15 protein-coding genes are annotated in these 18,566 nt (G+C 71.7%); 8 read left to right on the top strand and 7 right to left on the bottom strand.

Going from position 1 to position 18,566, the window contains the following annotated elements:
- Nucleotides 1-224 precede the first annotated feature (224 nt).
- Complete coding sequence (locus tag ACWDX9_RS45865) at nucleotides 225-524, bottom strand: ubiquitin family protein (protein ID WP_192783282.1); 300 nt, start codon at nucleotides 522-524, stop codon at nucleotides 225-227.
- A 3-nt stretch (nucleotides 525-527) separates the two neighbouring features.
- Complete coding sequence (locus ACWDX9_RS45860) at nucleotides 528-1,607, bottom strand: WD40/YVTN/BNR-like repeat-containing protein (protein ID WP_449966509.1); 1,080 nt, start codon at nucleotides 1,605-1,607, stop codon at nucleotides 528-530.
- A gap of 139 nt (nucleotides 1,608-1,746) precedes the next feature.
- On the opposite strand from ACWDX9_RS45860, the gene ACWDX9_RS45855 reads away from it, so the two are divergent.
- Nucleotides 1,747-2,553, top strand: coding sequence for a helix-turn-helix domain-containing protein (locus ACWDX9_RS45855; protein WP_449966507.1), 807 nt, complete (start codon nucleotides 1,747-1,749; stop codon nucleotides 2,551-2,553).
- Between the two features lie 77 nt (nucleotides 2,554-2,630).
- On the opposite strand, the gene ACWDX9_RS45850 is transcribed toward ACWDX9_RS45855, so the two are convergent.
- Together ACWDX9_RS45850 and ACWDX9_RS45845 are read right to left on the bottom strand one after the other, a co-directional pair.
- On the bottom strand, nucleotides 2,631-4,076 hold the full coding sequence (locus ACWDX9_RS45850; protein ID WP_449966504.1) for a sialidase family protein: 1,446 nt from the start codon (nucleotides 4,074-4,076) through the stop codon (nucleotides 2,631-2,633).
- Nucleotides 4,077-4,142: 66 nt separating this feature from the next.
- The gene (locus ACWDX9_RS45845; RefSeq protein ID WP_449966501.1) at nucleotides 4,143-5,261 is read right to left on the bottom strand and encodes a globin domain-containing protein; all 1,119 of its coding nucleotides are present in this window, start codon (nucleotides 5,259-5,261) and stop codon (nucleotides 4,143-4,145) included.
- Nucleotides 5,262-5,567: 306 nt separating this feature from the next.
- Here ACWDX9_RS45845 and ACWDX9_RS45840 point away from each other — a divergent pair, with 306 nt between their 5' ends.
- Nucleotides 5,568-5,864 (top strand): hypothetical protein, encoded by a 297-nt coding sequence (locus ACWDX9_RS45840; protein WP_364241488.1) that lies wholly within the window; start codon nucleotides 5,568-5,570, stop codon nucleotides 5,862-5,864.
- Nucleotides 5,865-5,871: 7 nt separating this feature from the next.
- On the opposite strand, the gene thyX is transcribed toward ACWDX9_RS45840, so the two are convergent.
- The 3 genes from thyX to ACWDX9_RS45825 form a co-directional block, all read right to left on the bottom strand.
- Entirely contained in the window at nucleotides 5,872-6,606 is a 735-nt protein-coding gene (gene thyX, locus ACWDX9_RS45835; RefSeq protein ID WP_350734682.1) for an FAD-dependent thymidylate synthase, read from the bottom strand.
- Between the two features lie 87 nt (nucleotides 6,607-6,693).
- Nucleotides 6,694-7,854 (bottom strand): amidohydrolase family protein, encoded by a 1,161-nt coding sequence (locus ACWDX9_RS45830; RefSeq protein WP_364241492.1) that lies wholly within the window; start codon nucleotides 7,852-7,854, stop codon nucleotides 6,694-6,696.
- A gap of 50 nt (nucleotides 7,855-7,904) precedes the next feature.
- The gene (locus tag ACWDX9_RS45825) at nucleotides 7,905-10,031 is read right to left on the bottom strand and encodes an anthranilate synthase component I (RefSeq protein ID WP_449966498.1); all 2,127 of its coding nucleotides are present in this window, start codon (nucleotides 10,029-10,031) and stop codon (nucleotides 7,905-7,907) included.
- A gap of 285 nt (nucleotides 10,032-10,316) precedes the next feature.
- Here ACWDX9_RS45825 and ACWDX9_RS45820 point away from each other — a divergent pair, with 285 nt between their 5' ends.
- From ACWDX9_RS45820 to ACWDX9_RS45795, 6 genes are all read left to right on the top strand, one after another.
- Complete coding sequence (locus ACWDX9_RS45820; protein ID WP_449966495.1) at nucleotides 10,317-11,507, top strand: cytochrome P450; 1,191 nt, start codon at nucleotides 10,317-10,319, stop codon at nucleotides 11,505-11,507.
- Nucleotides 11,504-12,334, top strand: a complete 831-nt coding sequence (locus tag ACWDX9_RS45815; protein ID WP_449966492.1) for an oxidoreductase — start codon at nucleotides 11,504-11,506, stop codon at nucleotides 12,332-12,334. Before ACWDX9_RS45820 ends, ACWDX9_RS45815 begins: the two co-directional genes overlap by 4 nt.
- Nucleotides 12,331-12,954 carry a TetR/AcrR family transcriptional regulator gene (locus ACWDX9_RS45810; RefSeq protein WP_449966490.1) on the top strand — a complete coding sequence of 208 codons (624 nt, stop codon included), beginning with the start codon at nucleotides 12,331-12,333 and terminating at the stop codon, nucleotides 12,952-12,954. The genes ACWDX9_RS45815 and ACWDX9_RS45810 overlap by 4 nt, the downstream gene beginning before the upstream one ends.
- A gap of 129 nt (nucleotides 12,955-13,083) precedes the next feature.
- Nucleotides 13,084-16,578 (top strand): S8 family serine peptidase, encoded by a 3,495-nt coding sequence (locus ACWDX9_RS45805; protein WP_449966487.1) that lies wholly within the window; start codon nucleotides 13,084-13,086, stop codon nucleotides 16,576-16,578.
- Between the two features lie 58 nt (nucleotides 16,579-16,636).
- Nucleotides 16,637-18,223 (top strand): CocE/NonD family hydrolase, encoded by a 1,587-nt coding sequence (locus ACWDX9_RS45800; protein ID WP_449966485.1) that lies wholly within the window; start codon nucleotides 16,637-16,639, stop codon nucleotides 18,221-18,223.
- The coding region (locus tag ACWDX9_RS45795; RefSeq protein WP_449966482.1) for a helix-turn-helix transcriptional regulator at nucleotides 18,205-18,566 on the top strand (362 nt) is incomplete at its 3' end. The genes ACWDX9_RS45800 and ACWDX9_RS45795, both read left to right, overlap by 19 nt.

Genomic DNA, 18,566 nt, shown 5'->3' with positions numbered 1-18,566 from the left:
GGCGGCGCGCGCGTTGGCCTGCGGTGGGTCAGGCCCGGGCGGGTGCGGGGGGCGGGTGCGGTTGGGGGTGGGATGTTGCGGTGCCGGCGTGGCGCATGTGGGTGGCCCGGGGTGGGAGTCGGGCCACGGCGGGTGCGGTGAGGAGTGCGGTGTTGAGGTGCAGGGGTGGCGGACCTGGGGGGAGCCCGGGGCGGGCCTGGGTTGGGGTTGGGTGGGGTGGTGGGTTAGGTGAGGGTGGGGGTTACGTAGATCTCGGCGCCCGGGGGGAGGGCGCAGTCGAGGTAGCCGAGGCCGTGGGCGTTCTCGCCGCACACGATCATGTTGATGTGCCGGCGGATGCGCCCGTACTCGTCGCGTAGCCGCTCCTCCAGCAGCGGATGCGTACGCCGGAGCATGTCGAGGGCCGCTCCCAGGGTGGGCGGTGAGTCGCGGTCGGCGGCCACGGCGAAGACCTTGACCTCCGAGCGCCCGCTCACCCAGCGCCGCAGCATGCCCGGGAGCACGAAGACGACCATCGTGACCATCGGCTAGAGCACCGCCGCCCGGACGGTGAGCACGTCGGGCAGGTGGCGGACGACCGGTGACCAGGTCTCGCCGCCGTCGCGCGAGCCGTGGACCTCGCCGTCGCGCGTGCCGAAGAACACCCCCGCCTCCGAGGCCGTCATCGCGTCACGCAGCACGGCCGCGTGCACGGGCCCCTCGGGCAGGCCCGAGGCGAACGGCTGCCACGTCCCGCCCGCGTCGTCGCTGCGGAAGACGCGGTAGTGGTGGCCGACCGGGGTGCGGTCGATGTCGGCCGTCAGAGGCAGCACGAAGACCGTGTCGGGCCGTGACGGGTGGACCGCGATCGGGAAGCCGAAGTCGGACGGCAGGCCGGCGCCGATGTCGTGCCAGGCCCCGCCGAAGTCGTCGCTGCGGTAGACGCCGAAGTGGTGCTGGAGGTAGAGCCGCTCGGGCTGGGTGGGGTGCATGGCGACCTTGTGCACGCACTGCCCGAACTCCGGATATTGCGCCCCCTCGGGCAGGAACGCGGCCCGGATGTTGCGGTTGGCGGCCTCCCAGGACAGCCCGCCGTCGAAGGAGCGGTAGAAGCCGCCGGTGGAGATCGCGACGCCCATGATCCGCGGGTCAGTCGGGTGCGGGACGATGGTGTGCAGGCACAGGCCGCCGCCGCCCGGCTGCCACTGCGCCCGGTGCGGGTGCTCCCACAACCCCTCGACCAGCTGGTACGTGACGCCGCCGTCCTCCGAGCGGAACAGCGCGCCCGGCTCGACCCCGGCCCACACCACCCCCGGCTCGGACGGCGAGGGCACGAGCTGCCACACCCTGGTCAGGGTCGCCTCGGTCTTCTCCGGGAAGGCGATGGGCGGCTGCTCCGCCTCCTTCCATGTCTTCCCGAGGTCATCCGAATACATGACGGACGGACCGAAATGGCCGTATTCGATCCCGGCCAGGAGCCGGGGTGAGGGGCCTCTCGTGTCGATCGCCACCGAGTGCACCCCGACCGTCGAGAACTGGATCGGCTCGACGTCGAACGGACCGCCGCCGGTGGAGCGGGCGAGGAAGAGGCCCTTGCGGGTGCCGATCGCGAGCAGTGTGTCACTCATGGCGTGCTCCCTTGTTGGTCTGCGGCCATCGTGCCACGCAGGGCCGACAGTCTCAGAGGACTGGGAGTTTTCCGCCTGCGAAGCCGCATTACCTGGCGGGTAATCGTGACGCTTCCCTCCAGCGGCTACTGTGCCGGGCATGGGAGCAGTAGCCGTAAAAGAAGAGACATTTGGTGAGTTGTTGCGTTCGTGGCGGCAGCGGCGGCGGGTGAGCCAGCTGGACCTGGCCATCGAGGCCGACGTTTCGGCCCGCCACATCAGCTTTCTGGAGACCGGGCGCGCCCGGCCGAGCCGCGAGATGGTGATGAAGCTGGCCGAGGAGCTGGATGTGCCGCTGCGGCAGCGCAACAGGCTGCTGATGTCCGCCGGGTTCGCTCCGGTCTATCCGGAACGCGAGGTCCGTGCCCCGGAGATGGAGGTCGTACGGCAGGCGCTGGACAAGATCCTGGCCGGGCACGAGCCGTACCCGGCGGTCGTGGTGGACGCGGCCTGGAACCTGGTGGCGGCCAACTCGGCGGCCGCGATGTTCATGGACGGGGTGCCCGCCGAGCTGCTGGAGGAGCCGATCAACGTGATGCGGCTCTCGCTGCACCCCGACGCGATGGGCGGCCGGCTGCTGAACCTGGCCGAGGTCCGGGCGCACCTGCTCTACCAGCTGCGCAGGCAGGCCGAGGGGTCGGGCGACGCGCGGCTGGCCGCGCTGTACGACGAGCTGGCCTCGTACGAGTATCCGGGGATGGACCTGAACGTGGCGCACGTGCCGGGCCCCGCCGACATCCTGGTGCCGCTGCGGATCGCGGCCGGTGACCGGGTGCTGTCGATGTTCACGACGATCGCTACGTTCGGGACGCCGGTGGACGTGACGGTCTCCGAGCTGGCCATCGAGACGTTCTGGCCGAACGACGAGGAGACCGCCGCCGCGTTCCACCAGGGCCTGCGGGGTTAGCGGGGGGCGGGCACCCCAGTGGGCGGAGGCGGGCGGACTGGACGCCTCAGCGGGCAGGGGCGAGTGTGCTGAGCGCCTCAGCGGGCGGAGGCGGGCGGGCCGGGCAGGTCCTCGCCGGCGGCGATCGGCGCCTCGATGGCGAGTGTGGGGCGGCCTCCGCCGATGATCGGCAGCCCGCCCGTGACGGTGTAGGTGCGCATGTCGAACGCCCCGCCCGCCGGCGCCGCCGCGGCCGTGAAGGCCACGTGGGCGTTGCCGCCGGGGACGACCGAGGTGGAGATGTAGTCGCCCGCCATGCGACCGTGCGCGGAGTCGGCGAGCCAGCCGAGCTCCATCGGCCCGTGCAGCTCGACGGGGGCCGACCAGCTCGCCCCGCCGTTGGCGGAGGAGGTGTAGCCGACCGTGAGGCGGCAGGTGGCGGCCGTGCAGGCGGCGGACGGGTAGCGGTAGTAGGCGAGCGCCAGCCTGGCCGTCCCGCCCGCGCCGGCGGGGTCGACGCCGAGGCCGGGGATGAAGTGGTCGCCTCCGTCGTCCGTGACGCGCAGGATGTGGCTCCACTCCGCGCCGGTGGCCGAGGTGCTCATGACGATGTCGTTGCCGCCGCAGCTGAGCTGGAAGCGGCAGTCGGACCAGGCGACGTACACGGTGCCGGCGGCGTCCACCTCGGCCGAGGGCAGGGGCGCGGCCCGCAGCCCGCCCGCGACCTTGTGCCGCTGCACGGTGGCGACGAGGACGCTGCGGCCCCAGCTCTCGCCGCCGTCGCGGGAGCGCAGGGAGCGGATCTGGCCCTCGTCGCTCAGGTACGGCACGACGAGGGCGCCGTCCGGCCGCACGACCGGCTGCCCGCCCAGCCCGGTCGCGGACGTGCCGGTCTCGGCCCAGGTCAGGCCGCCGTCGGAGGAGCGGGCCACCTTGATCGCGTTGCCCGCGGCGACATCGTCGTAGACCGCGTAGCAGCGCCCGTAGTACGGGCTGCGGGCGCCGTTGTCGCAGACGACCCAGCTCTTGTCCAGGTCGCCCCCGCCCGCGACGGCGGTCGTGACGGGATCGCCCCAGGTCAGGCCGCCGTCGGCGGAGCGGCTGGCGAGCACCGCCACCCCGGTGACCCCGTCCTGGCCGGTGAGCGCCAGCGAGGAGATCAGCCAGACGCCGTGCCGGGCGTCGTAGGCCACCGACGGGTCGCTGGCCCGCCCGTGCACGCCGCCGCCGGACGTGGTGATCCCCGGCAGCACGCCCCTGGTCCAGGTGGCGCCGTTGTCGGCCGAGGTCGCGTACGCGATGCCGGACGCCCCGCCGTCGAAGAACCTGCCGATCTGCTGGGCGGCCACGATCGTCGTGCCCGCCTGGAAGGTGTCGGGCCCAGCCTGAGTGCCCGCCTGGAACGCGTCGGCCCCCGCCTGGGCACCGGTCCCCAGTTCCGTCAGCGGGACGGCCTCCGACGACGCCAGGGCGGGCAGCGGGGTCAGGAGGAGCACCAGGGTCAGCAGCCCGCCGATTCCTCGGCGCCGGGCGGGGGATGGCACAGTCCACCTCCACGTTGGCGTGTCATCCTCCACCTCGCACCTTTCGACCCGAAGTGTCAAGATCTGTCAGCGTTCGGCCTGGACGATGTCCCGGTGAATGCGTGACAGGGGCACCCCGTCGATCTGGAGGCGGCGTACGGTCTCGTTGACCATGCCGGGCGGGCCGCACACGTACACGTCGTGCTCGGCCCAGGAGTGGAAGCGCTGCACGACCTCGGGCAGGTGGCCGCGCATCCCGCCGTACCCCGGCTGGTCGGACACCACGGGCAGCACCCGCAGCCAGGGGAACGACGACTCCATCCTGATCAGGTCGGGCAGGTCGTAGAGCTCCTCGACCGTGCGCGCGCCGTACAGCAGGTGGATGTTGGGCCGGCGGCCCGAGGCGATGATGTGCTCGATGATCGCCTTCAGCGGGGCCAGGCCGGTGCCGCCCGCCACGCACAAGACGTCGCGCAGGCTGCTCTCGCACGGCCCCATCGTGCCCATCGGCGGGCCCAGCAGGAGCGTGTCCCCGATGCGGGTGTGCCTGATGAGCGTGCTGGACACCCAGCCGCCGGGGACCGAGCGGACGTGCAGCCTGAGCGTGTTGTCGGCGCGCGGCGCGTTCGCTATGGAGAACGTGCGCCAGACGCGCGGCCAGCGCGGGGTCTGCACGTTGAGGTACTGGCCCGGCGTGTACGGCAGCCGCTCGGCCGGCCGCAGCGTGAGGACCGCGATGTCGAGGTGGCGCCGCTCATGGTCGATCACCTCGGCCGGCCACCAGGCGGGCGAGACCCCGGAGTCGGACGCGGCAGACTCGATCATGAGCTTGGCGGCCGCCGTGTAGGCGGCGACCCAGGCGGCCTCGATCTCGTGGTTCCAGATCTCGGCGGCGAAGCGGCGGATGGTGGCGAGCAGGGCGTTGCCGACGGCGGTGTAGTGCTCGGCGATCACGCCGTACTTGCGGTGGTCCCTCCCCAGCTGGCCCAGGTACGTCGCGAGGCTGCCCGGGCTGTCCAGGCTCCACACGATGCGGGTCAACGCGCGGAACAGGCGGTCCCGCTGGACGTCCATGGCGGGCGGGAACATGCCCCGCAGATGCGGGCTCTCGGCGAACAGCCGGCCGTAGAAGTAGGCCGTCGCCTTGTCGGCCACCGGTTCGATGACGGAGAAACTCTCTTTTACCAGGCGCGGATTCAACGACATTTACCAACCCCACCTATGGACCGGAATCGGGTTCCGGTCGTGTCGTTCACCTCCCTGACGGCTCCGGGTCTTGAGCGCGCGGCCCCTCCCCGGTACAACCGATGCGCTCAAAATTGAGTCTTACACCACCGATGACGCGTCACAACCGTTTCTCCTCAATACGGTGCGAAGCCAACCATCTGTAGTTACCTCGTTATGTCTCGCATACGAATTTCGGACGGAAAATGCGAGAAAGAATCGTATTTGCCGGTGGAGTCGGCGCTGGGAGTCATTCCCGTCCCAGCGCGAGGGGCGTACCATCCGGCCATGGCAGCCCTCCATCCCAGGCGCGTGGCCTGGGAAGGTGCCCGGACCTTCGTCTCCGCCGCGAACACGGACGCCTACTGGTGGCTCAGCGACACGGTCGGCCACTACCTGGGGCTCATGTACCAGTTGGAACTGTGCGAGACGCGGCTGCGGCTGCAGGCGGCGGCGGAGGTGGACGCGATCTACGCGGAGGCGGGCGCGTGGCGGGCCCGCCTGGACGAACTCCTCGACACCCACCCCGCGACCGCGTCGATCCTCACCCAGATGATCAGCGAGACCACGTCCCGCCTGCCCTGAGGTGAGGTCAGGGGCAGACCCGCCCGTTGGCCTCGAACGCCGCGTGGGTCAGAGGCATGAGCTCCGCCCACAGAGCCTCCATCTTCTCGGCGACCATCTCGATCTCACGCTGCGGGAACGACGGGAACGTGGAGTCCTCGCGCTTGACCCGCAGCGACAGGAAGTTCATCAGGGCGCGGGCGTTGCAGGTGGCGTACATCGAGGAGTAGAGGCCCACCGGGAGCACCGTACGGGCCACCTCGCGCGCCACCCCGGCCTCGAGCATTTCCAGATAGGCCCGATAGGACTGCCGGTAGCTCTCCTGGGTCGCCTCGGTCACCAGCTTGTGCTGCTCGGCGGTGCCGTCCAGGAACACATACTTGCCGGGCTTTCCTTCCTGCACCAGCTTCCGCTCGGGCCCGGGCACATAGAAAACCGGCGTCAACTTCCGATACCTGCCGGACTCCTCGTTATAGGAAAAGGTCCGGTGTCTCATGAACTCCCGGAAAACGAAGATCGGCGCGCTGACGTAGAAGGTCATGGAAGAGTGCTCGAACGGCGTGCCGTGCCGGTCGCGCATCAGGTAGTTGATGAGTCCCTTGGAACGCTGGGGATCGGCCTCGATCTCCTCCAGAGAGCTCTCACCCTTCGTGGAGACGCGCGCGGCCCACAGCACGTCGGCGTCCGACGCGGCGGCCTTGACCAGCTCCACGTCCACGTCGCTGCGGAACGTGATCTCGGCCTCGGGTTCGACAGTGCCCACGAAGAGCCCCCCTGCTCAGGTCGGGTGTTGTGACGGCCCCCAGCAAACCAGGTCCAGGCCGCGCGGCGCGAGGCGGCCCCCCGGGACTCACAGGCGGTAGACGCGGCGGGCGTTCCCCGAGCCGATCATGTGGGCGATCCGGGCGGCGTCCGCGGCGCTCCACTCCCCCGCCGCCAGCCGCGACCCGAGCGCCGCGCCGAGCGCCTGCCGGTAGTAGAGCGCGCCCAGGTAGCAGGTCTCGGCCACCCCATGGCAGCCGGAGCTGAACAGCAGCTTGTGGAACGGGGCCAGCTCCAGCAGCTCGTCCACGACCCTGGCCGAGGCGGCGGCGGTGTGCGGGAGCGCGAGGCCGACGTCCACGTAGACGTGCGGGTGGACGCCCGCGAGGTAGGCGGCCTGGCGGTGGAACGGATAGCAGTGCAGCAGGATGAGCGGCACGCCGACCGGCTGCAGCATCCTGGCGAACGCGCCCAGCCGGCCCGGGTCGGTGCGGTGCAGGTCGGGCCCCGAGCCGCCGAAACCGGTGTGGAACTGCACGGGCAGCCCCCGTTCCCTGGCCACGTCGACCGCGCTCCAGAGCAGGTGGCGCAGCAGGACCTCGTCCGTCAGCGGCTGCTTCGGGTCCGCCAGCCGCCGGTTGGCCGCCGCGATCACCGCTCCCCTGGTGGGCCGGGCCGGGTCGAAGTCGAGGCCGTACAGCGACGCGACGACGGTCTTCAGCCCGACCGCGCGGGCGGCCCTGGCGGTCAGCTCCTCGCCGACGCCGTCCAGGTAGTCCACGGCCAGCGGCGCGTCCTCGGCCACGTCCCGCTCGATCTGCTCGATCCGTACGAGCTCGTCGGCGGCGGCCCCGCCGTGGCGGCCCATCTCGGTGGCGGTCAGCAGGTCGACGTCCCCCGGGCCAATGTCAGCGGGCGCGGTGTCCACCAGGAACGCCACCACCCCGGCCCCGGCCAGCAGCCGCCGGTTGACCTCGGCCGCCCCCAGCTCCTCCCGGCGCGAGACGTAGACGGCCGGCGGGGCGTGCGGCTCCAGGTCGAGCAGCGGCGCGCACCAGCGGCGCACGGCCACCCCGAGCGGCGCGTCGAAGTGGGTGGTGCCGGGCGGCGCCGGGCTGCCGCCCTCGTTGATGAGCAGCTCGAACTCGGCTCTGCTCAGGTCGTCCCGCCGCACCCCGTGGCAGTGGTGGTCGACGAGCGGGGCCAGCAGCGCGTCACGCACCGTGCCGGGCAGGTCTACGGGGAGCATGCGGAGACTCTAGGGGAGCTCCGCACGCTCCCGCGGCGGTTTTACCGTAGTTATCTGCGGGACAGGCGCAGCACGTTCGCGATGACCTTCGCGCCCGCGCCGCCCTCCTGCGTGAGGATCGACTCGGGGTGGAACTGCACGGCGAAGCGCCGCCGCTCGACGTCCTCGATCGCCATGACGTTGCCGTCGGGCGTGAGCGCGGTCGCGGCGAAGCCGACGACTCCGGGCTGCTTGGCGTGCAGCGAGTGGTAGCGGGCCGCGGTGAACTCGTCGGGCAGCCCCTCCAGCAGCGCGCTGTCGGCGATCCGCGAGACCTGGCCGCGCTTGCCGTGCTCGGGGTAGCCGAGCAGCTCCAGCGTGCCTCCGGCCTGCTCGACCATGGCCTGCAGGCCCAGGCAGACGCCGAAGACCGGCAGGTCGCGGGCGTAGATCTGGTCGATCAGCGCCGACATGCCGAAGTCGGACGGCCAGCCGGGCCCCGGCGAGAGCACCACCAGGTCGGGCGCGATCTCGTCGATCATGTGGGCCGGGAAGCCGTGGCGCAGCGTCACCACGTCGGCCCCTTCCTGGCGGAAGTAGTCGGCCAGCGTGTTGACGAAGGAGTCCTCGTGGTCGACGAGCAGCACCTTCATGCCCTGGCCCGGCTGCGGCCTGGGCTCGGGGACCGGGACGGTGCCCGGCCGGTTCACCGCGGCCAGGGCGCCGAGCAGCGCGCTGGCCTTGAGCTCGGTCTCGCGCTCCTCCGCTTCGGGGTCGGAGTCGAACAGCAGCGTCGCCCCGGCCCTGACCGTCGCCACGCCGTTCTTGATCTGGGCGGTACGCAGGGTCAGGCCGGTGTTCATGGAGCCGTCGAAGCCGATGAAGCCGATGGCGCCGCCGTACCACCTGCGGGTCGTGGCCTCGTGGTCCTCGATGAACTGCATGGCCCACGTCTTGGGCGCGCCGGTGACCGTCACGGCCCACATGTGGGTGAGGAACGCGTCGAGCGCGTCGAACTCCGGCCGCAGCCGCCCCTCGATGTGGTCGACCGTGTGGATCAGGCGGGAGTAGAGCTCGATCTGGCGGCGCCCGATGACCTTGACCGTGCCGGGGACGCAGATGCGCGACTTGTCGTTGCGGTCGACGTCGGTGCACATGGTCAGCTCCGACTCCTCCTTGACGCTGGACAGGAGGGTGCGGATGGCCTCGGCGTCCTCGACCGGGTTGCTGCCGCGGGCGATGGTGCCGGAGATGGGGCAGGTCTCGACGCGGTCGCCGCTGACCCGGACGTACATCTCGGGCGAGGCGCCGACCAGGTGCTCGCCCTCGCCGAGGCTGATGATGAACTCGTACGGCGCCGGGTTGCTCTGCCGCAGGCCGCGGTAGAAGCCCGACGGGTCGGCGCAGACGGAGTGGAAGACCTGCCCGGGCACGACCTCGAACAGGTCGCCGCGCTTGAACCTCTCCTTCGCGGCCGCCACGACCTTGGCGTACGTGCCCCTCTCCGGGTTCTCGGGCAGCTCGCCGGGGGTGACGGGCTCGGCGGTGGCGCCGGTGCGCTCCAGGCCGCGGGTGGTGGCGCCGTCGACGGTGAACTCGTAGCGGAACTCGACGCTGGACTCGCGCTGCCGGTCGATCACGATGATGCGGTCGGGCAGGTGGAGGACGAGGTCTCGCTGGTCGTCGGGGCGGACGAGCTCCTGCCTGATGGGCTCGAACTGGAAGGCCAGGTCGTAGCCGAACGCGCCGTACAGGCCGAGGTGCGGGTCGTCGCCCTTGAAGGCGGCGATGACCTCGCGGATCGCGGTGAACACCGTGGGCCGGCGGCTGCGCATCTCCTCCGGCAGCAGGTCCTCCGATTCGGGGACGTACACCTCGACGCGGTCCGGGGTCGGCTCGGCGACCGGCTTTCCGGCGGCCAGCAGGCAGGAGGCGACGGCGGGCAGCACGACCCTGCCGCGCTCGTTCAGCGCGGTCGCCGAGATGACGCGGCCCTTGGCGACCAACTCCAGGCACGGGTCGACGTAGCCGAAGGCCCATCGGCTGTAACGGCCCGGGTAGTCCATGCCCGAGGAGAACGCGCCGCCGCGCCTGTGCCCGAGCGAGGTCACGATCTCTTCGAGTGCGGCCTCGTCCACCTCGCGCGCCTCGCGCTCGACACCGATGCCCCCGGCGGTGGTATATCCGCTCGTCTCCACTTCCTGCCCCTTTACCACGTCAAATGATCGAGCCCCGGGGGCGGACACGCGAAAGGCCGCCATCCGGGGCGGCCGTCCGTTGAGGAATGCGAAACACGCGCCGCCTAGGAGCGGCGCCACCACTGGAGCTGAGCGTGACTTCGCATGCGAACAGGTTAACCGCCGGACCATGATCGCGCAACGCCGACCCGCCCCCTCGCGCCCGGTGGGCGGCCGAGGGTGGGGCGCGTGCGCGAGTTTGAATACAGAGCTGTACTGTATTCATGGATCGAGAGGAGACCCACGATGTACGAGACCGAGGCGATCACCCTCCCCACCCTGCGGCCGAACCCGTTCGACCCTCCCGACGGCCTCGCCGAGCTGCGCGCGACCGCCCCCATCACCCGCCTCGCCTACCCCGACGGCCACCTGGGCTGGCTGGTCACCAGTCACGCGCTCGTACGCGAGGTGCTGGCCGACCGGCGCTTCAGCACCCGCACCGAGCTGCGGCACGTCCCCATCGAGAGCACCACCACGGGCCGGCCGAGCCCGCCCGGGATGTTCATCGGGATGGACCCGCCCGATCACACCCGCTACCGCCAGTTGCTCACCGGCGAGTTCACGGTGCGCAGGATGCGCATGCTCACCGAGCGCATCGAGGAGGTCGCCGAGCAGCAGCTGGACCTCATGGAGCGGCAGGGCCCGCCGGCCGATCTGGTGGAGGCGTTCGCGGCGCCGGTGCCGGCGGTGGTGATCTGCGAGCTGCTCGGCGTTCCCGACGAGGAGCGGGCGGGCTTCATGGCCGAGGCCACCGAGCTGGTGCGGCCGGACGCCCCGCAGGAGCGGAAGATCTCCACGTTCCTGACGATGCAGGCGCGCATCCGCGACCTGGTCGTGGCCAAGCGGGCCGAGCCCACCGACGACATGCTCAGCGGCCTGACCAGGAGCGACCTCACCGACGAGGAGCTGGCCAACATCGGGTTCCTGCTCCTGGGCTCCGGCCTCGACACCACCGCCAACATGCTCGCCCTGGGCACGTTCGCGCTGCTGCGCCACCCCGGCCAGCTGGCCGTCCTGCGCGACGAGCCCGGCCGGGTGGACCAGATGGTGGAGGAGCTGCTGCGCTACCTCACGATCGTCCCCTTCCTCGTCCGTACGGCGCTGGAGGACGTCGAGCTGGGCGGCGAGGTGGTCAGGACCGGTGAGACGGTCACCCTCTCGATGCCGTCCGCCAACCGCGACCCGGGCCGCTTCCCCGACCCGGACGTCCTCGACCTGCGCCGGGACACCGGCGGGCACGTGGGCTTCGGCCACGGCGTGCACCAGTGCCTGGGCCAGCAGCTGGCCAGGGTGGAGATGCGGGCCGGCTATCCGGCGCTGTTCAGGCGGTTCCCGTCGCTGCGGCTGGCGGTCGAGCCGGAGCAGGTGCCGCTCCGTACCGACATGCTCATCTACGGGGTCCACAGCCTCCCGGTGACCTGGGACGTCCGGGGATGAGCGGCGTCAAGGGCAGGGTCTGTCTCGTCACGGGCGCGTCGTCCGGCATCGGCCGCGCCACCGCGCTGGAGCTGCTGCGCGCCGGCCACACCGTGTACGGCCTGGCGCGCCGCGTGGAGCGGATGGACGCGCTCCGCGACGCCGGCGGCCACGCGATCGGGGCGGACGTGACCAAGGACGCCGACCTGGAGCGGGCCGTGCGGACGGTCCTCGACGAGCAGGGGCGCATCGACGTGCTGGTGAACAACGCGGGCACCTCCGTGTACGGCGCCACCGAGGAGGTGCCGATGGAGCGGGCGCGGCAGGTGTTCGAGGTCAACCTGTTCGGCCTGGCCCGGCTGACCCAGCTCGTCCTGCCGCACATGCGCGAGCGCCGCTCCGGCACGATCGTCAACATCTCCTCGATCGGCGGCGAGATCGCCCTGCCGCTGGGCGCCTGGTACCACGCCTCCAAGCACGCGCTGGAAGGGTATTCCGACTCGCTCCGGGAGGAGGTGGGGCGGTTCGGGGTGCGGGTCGTGGTGGTGCAGCCCGGGATCATCAAGACGGAGTTCGGCGACGACACGCCGCGCGAGCTGCGGGAGATCTCGGGGCACGGGGCCTACTCGGACGACGCGGAGTGGATGGCGCGGCGGACCGAGGCGGGGTTCGGGCCGGGCAGCAAGGCGTCGGACCCGAGCGTGGTGGGCCGGGCCGTCGTGCGGATCGTGGCCGCGCGCGACCCGAAACCCCGCTACGCCGTCGGTTACCTGGCCGGGCTGCTGCTGTGGGTCAATAGACTCCTGCCGGACCGCCTCTACGACAAGATGGTGACCCGCCGCGCATGATGACCACCGACGACCTCGGCACGACCGGCACGCGAGCCGCGCGACCGGCCGGACGGCCGCGCAACCAGGAGGCCGACACGGCCATCCTGGCGGCCACGCTCGACCTGCTCATCGAGTACGGCGCCCAGCAGACCAGCATCGAGCAGGTCGCCAAGCGGGCCGGCGTGACGAGGGCGACGGTCTACCGCAGGTACGCCGACAAGACGGCGCTGCTGGTGCGCACCCTGAAGTGGGCCCTGCACGACAACGACCCGGCGCTCACCGGCTGGCGCGACCTGGATCACATGTTCGAGGAATGGGCGCTGCATCTCGCCGATCCGCGCAACCGGGTCCTGCTCCGGCGGGTCTTCGGCACGGTCGACGACTATCCCGAGCTGGTGCGGACGTACCGGGAGAGCAACGGCGGGCGGCGGGCGGCGGTGGTGCGCGAGGCGCTGACCGCGGCCCGCGAGCGCGGGGAGCTCCCGTCCGACCTCGACGTGGACGTGGTGCAGGAGCTGCTGACCAGCGCGGTGACGGGCCATCTGGTCGGCCGCCCCGACGACGAGGGCGCCGAGGAGATCAAGGCGTACTTCCTTACGATCATGCGGCAGGTCGGTTACCGGCGATATATCAGCTGACCAGATTACATTTCAGGCAGTCACGTTACATTTCGCGACACCTCTTGCTTTCCCGACACGATCTCTTCACGCTTCTCGACAGAGGCGTAAAGATCACCTCTTGTCTCGAGGGACTCGAAGGAGAGTCGCGTGCCCAACACCCCCCGCTGGCGTGCGGTCCTGACCGGGATCGCCGTCATCGCAGGCTTATGCGTGCCGCAGGCCCCGGCGCTGGCCGCGCCGGAGCCCGCGAAGATCGACGCCGCCGTCCAGGCGCAGCTCGACAAGGACGACAAGGCCACCTTCTGGGTCCGGTTGAAAGGGGCGGCCGACCTGAGCGGCGCCCGCCGGGCCGTCGGCAAGGACACGAAGGCCGAGCTGGTCTTCGAGGCCAAGACCGAGCGGGCCGCCGCCTCCCAGGCGGGCCTGCGCAAGCTGCTCGACTCCCGCCGCACCGACTACACCCCGTACTGGATCGTCAACGCCGTACGGGTGACCGCCGACGCGAAGCTCGCGGGCGAGATCGCCAAGCTGGCCGAGGTCGAGAGCATCCAGCCGGTCCGCACCGTCAAGCTGCCGGACCCCACGCCCGGCAAGGCCGAGGCCAAGGTCAACTCGGTGGAGTGGAACATCGACCGGGTCAACGCCCCGCGCGTCTGGAGCGAGCTGGGCAACCGCGGCGAGGGCATCGTGATCGCCCACATCGACTCCGGCGCCCAGTTCGACCACCCCGAGCTGGTGCGGAGCTACCGGGGCAGGAACCAGGACGGCACGTTCACGCACGACTACAACTGGTTCGACCCGGCGCACGTCTGCCCGACCGCCGCGCCGTGCGACAACAACGGCCACGGCACGCACACCATGGGCACGATGGTCGGCGCGAACGGCATCGGCGTCGCGCCCGGCGCCAAGTGGATCGCCGCCAAGGGCTGCGAGGTCAACACCTGCACCGACGCCTCCCTGCTGGCGGCCGGGCAGTGGGTCCTGGCGCCGACCGACCTGAACGGCCAGAACCCGCGCCCCGACCTGGCCCCCGACATCGTCAACAACTCCTGGGGCGGCGACGGGTACGACCCCTGGTACAAGGAGACGGTCGAGGCGTGGGTCGCGGCCGGGATCTTCCCGGCGTTCGCCAACGGCAACGAGGGTCCCGCCTGCCGCACCAGCGGCTCGCCCGGCCAGTACGTGGAGAGCTACAGCGCGGGCGGCTTCGACATCAACAACACGCTGTACAACCGCTCCAGCAAGGGCGAGGGCGAGAACGGCGAGATCAAGCCGAACATCGCGGCCCCGGCCGTCAACGTGCGCTCCTCGACCCCGGGCAACTCCTACGAAAGCTTCACCGGCACCTCGATGGCCTCGCCGCACGTGGCGGCCACCGTCGCGCTGATCTGGTCGGGCTCGCCCGGCCTGCAGGGCAAGGTGGCGGCCACCCGGCCGCTGCTCGACAGCACCGCCGTCGACGTCAGCGACACCAGCTGCGGCGGCACCGCGGCCGACAACAACGTCTGGGGGGAGGGCCGGCTCGACACGTACGCCGCCGTTCAGGCCGCGCCGCACGAGGACCTCGGCGACCTGCGCGGCACCGTCACCTCGGGCGGCTCGCCCGTGGCGGGCGTGACGATCACGCTCTCGGGGCCGCTGAGCCGTACCGTGACCACCGGCCAGGACGGCACGTACGCCGTGCCGCGCCTGCTGCCGGGCGACTACCAGGTCAGCGCGGAGAAGTTCGGCTACGAGAAGGCGGGCGCGACGGCCACGATCGCGGCCGGGCAGGCCGCGACCGCGGACGTGTCCCTGACCAGGCTGCAGTCCGGCGTGGTGTCCGGCACGGTCAGCACCGCGGGCACGCCGGAGGCGGGCGCGACGGTGGAGGCCACCGGCACGCCGGTGAGCGCCGTGACCGACGCCTCGGGCCGCTACAGCCTGACGCTGCCGCGGGGCGACTACGAGCTGCGGATCACGCCGGTGTCCCGCTGCTCCAGCGGCACGACGGCGTCCGTCTCGGTGGCCGGTGACGTGACCAAGGACATCGAGCTGCCGCTGCGCGGCGACAACTTCGGCTACACCTGCAGGAGCGGCGCCCAGGCGTACGTGGCGGGCACCGACAAGCTGGCGCTGAGCGGCGACGACGAGGCCGTGCAGGTGACGCTGCCGTTCCCGATCCCGTACTACGGCACGGGGTACGGCAAGGCGTGGATCGGCACGAACGGGTACGTCTCGTTCGCCACCGACCGGGTCACCACCGGCAGCAACGGCCGGCTGCCGACCACGACCACGCCCAACAACGCGGTCTACCCGTACTGGGACGACCTCATCATGGACGCCCAGGCCGGGGTCTACACCGGGGTGACGGGCACGGCGCCGCACCGGACGTTCGTCGTGGAGTGGCGCAACGCCGGCTTCTACAACGCCGCCGGCCTGCGGGTGTCGTTCTCGGCGCTGCTGGGTGAGGACGGCTCGATCGCCTTCCGGTACAAGGACATCGACAGCGAGCGCGAGCAGGGCTCCAGCGCCACCATCGGCATCGAGAACGCGGGCGGCACCGACGCCATGCTCTACTCCTACGAGGAGCCGGTGGTCTCCACCGGGCAGGGCCTGACGTTCACGGCCAGCCGGCACGGCCTGGTCACCGGCGCGGTCACCGACGCCAACGACGGCAGGCCGCTGGCCGGGGCGACGGTGAAGGTGGGCGACGTGGCCACGTTCACGACCGCCGAGGACGGCTCGTTCTACGGGCAGGTGCTGGCCGGTGACTACGACGTCGTGGTGTCCAAGGAGCACTACGGCACCTTCACCAAGGCCGTCACGGTCGCGCCCACCACGGTGACGCGGATCGACACGGCGCTGGTCACCGGCCAGGTGAGCGCGTCGGCGGGCGAGCTGACCGTGGTGATGCCGGCCGGGTCCACCCGCACCAGGACGCTGGAGCTGACGAACCTGGGCGCGCCGACGCCGTACACGGTGGCCTCGGAGCCGTGGTTCGCCACGACACCGGCCTCGGGCGAGCTGGCCAAGGGGCAGAAGGTGACCCTGAAGGCCACGCTGTCCAGCGCGGGCGTCGCGCCCGGCACGGTCAAGACCGGCACGCTCCTCGTCCGGTCGGCCAGCGGCCGGCAGCCGACCATCGAGATCAAGGTGTCGGTCGTGGTGCCGAAGCTGCAGGTCGCCATCGACACCGGCGCCACGAAGAACGTGGTCGACGCCGCCGGTGACACCTGGACGCCGGACAAGAAGTACGCGGCGGGGAGCTACGGCTACGTGGCCACCTCGACCAGCACGTCGAGCACGTCCAAGACCATCGCGGGCACCGCCGACCAGGCGCTGTTCAGGACCGCCAGGGAGAAGATGCTGGAGTACCGCTTCGACAACGTGCCCGCCGGCACGTACACGGTCGAGCTGGACTTCGCCGACCTGAAGAGCACGCAGCCGGGCAAACGGGTCTTCGACGTCCTCGTCGAGGGGCAGCTGGCGATCCCGGCGCTCGACCTGGCCCTGGAGGCGGGCACGTACACGGCGGTGAGCAGGCAGTACACGGTGAAGGTCACCGACGGCCAGCTCAACGTGCGCTTCGCCACCCGGCAGGGCGCCACGATCGTGAACGCCGTCCGCATCTCGGAGCGCCCCGACCGGGCGACCCCGTAGCGGCCCACGGGTGCCCCCGGGCTGTCACGGCCCGGGGGCATCTGTTACTGGTTAGTACATGAGACGCGTGCGGCTCCAGCGGGATCTTCCCGTTCCGATGCCCGACGGCGTGACACTCCTGGCCGACCACTACGCCCCGGCCGGCGGCGAGCGGGCACCCGTCATCCTGATGCGCTCCCCGTACGGCCGTCGCGGCCTGTTCGGCTGGTACTACGGCCGCGGCTTCGCGCGGCACGGCTTCCACGTCGTCATCCAGAGCTGCCGCGGCGGCTTCGGCTCCGGCGGGCTGCTCGACCCGCTCGGCGACGAGCACGACGACGGCCTGGCCACCGTCGCCTGGCTGCGCAAGCAGCCCTGGTACGGCGGCTCGTTCGCGATGTTCGGCCCCTCCTACCTCGGCTACACGCAGTGGGCCGTCGCGCCCTACGCCGGGCCCGAGCTGAAGGCCATGGCCACCCAGATCACCGCCTCCCAGTTCAGGGACGCCGCCTACGTGGGCGGCGCGTTCGCGCTGGAGTCGACGCTGAGCTGGACCACGCTCACCGACGGCATGTCGCGCAGGTTCGGCGGCGCCGCCCTGCTGACCGCGCCCCGGCTGACCCGCAGGGCGGTCCTGTCCGGCCGCCCCGTGGCCGAGCTGGACCTGGCCTCGGCCGGGCGGCCGCTCCGGTTCTACCAGGACCTGCTCATGCACCACGCCCACCCGGACGTCCCCTACTGGGACAAACGTGACTTCTCACCGCAGGTGGGTGAGGTGGAGGCGGCCGTCACCATGCTGGGCGGCTGGTACGACGTCTTCCTGCCGTGGCAGCTCAAGGACTACACGGCGATGCGGGCCGCGGGGCGGCGGCCGTACCTGACGATCGGGCCCTGGTACCACATCGACACCCGGCACGGGCGGCCCGCCATGGCCGAGTCGCTGGCCTGGTTCCGCGCGCACCTGCTGGGCGACCGCTCCGGGCTGCGGCCCGACCCCGTACGCCTGTACGTGACGGGGGCCGAGGAGTGGCGCGACTTCCCCGACTGGCCGCCGCCGGGGACGCGGGAGCAGCGCTGGCACCTGCAGCACGGCTTCGGGCTGGGGACGGACGGGCCCCTGGACGCCCCGCCCGACCGGTTCCGGTACCACCCCTCCCATCCGACACCGGTGATCGGCGGGCCGGTCCTGCTCGGCGACTCCCGGCCGCGTGATCAGCGGCGGCTGGAACAGCGGCGCGACGTGCTGGTGTACAGTTCGGCGGCACTGGAGTCGGACGTGGAGATGATCGGACCGGTGCGGGGCGAGCTGTTCGTGCGGTCGAGCACGCCGTACGTGGACGTGGTGGTGCGGGTGTGCGACGTGCACCCGGACGGGCGCTCGTTCAACGTGTGCGAGGGTGTGCGCCGCCTCTCGGCGTCGGACTCCCTCGACGGGGTACGGCGGGTCTCCGTGGACCTGTGGCCGATCGCGCACCGGTTCGGGCGGGACCACCGGATCAGGGTGCACGTGGCGGCCGGGGCGTACCCGACGATCGCCCGCAACCCCGGCAACGGCGACCCGCTGGGCGGCGGCGACGGCGCGATGGTGCCCGCCGACGTCGAGGTGTTCCACTCCCCCGACCTTCCCTCCGCCGTGGTGCTGCCGCTGTGCGCGCCTCGCGGTTGATGTCGCTGGTCCTGCTGCTGCAGGGCCGGGGCGGGATGACGGCGGCCGAGCTGGCCAAGGAGTTGGAGGTCTCCGAGCGGACCGTGCACCGGGACGTGCTCGCGCTGTCGGAGGCGGGCGTGCCCGTCTACGCCGACCGGGGACGGGGCGGCGGCTACCGGCTGCTGGACGGGTACCGGACGCGGCTGACCGGGCTGGACCGGGCCGAGGCGGAGGCGCTGTTCCTGTCGGGGGTGCCGGCGGCGCTGCGGGAGATGGGGCTGGAGGAGGTGGCGGCCACGGCCCGGCTGAAGGCCGCCGCCGCGCTCTCCCCCGCGCTGCGGGACGCGCCGGCCGTCGCGGC

The organism is Nonomuraea sp. NPDC003201 (genome assembly GCF_053590415.1).
Note: the sequence above shows the minus strand (reverse complement) of the source record. Positions and strands in the feature narration are given on the sequence as shown.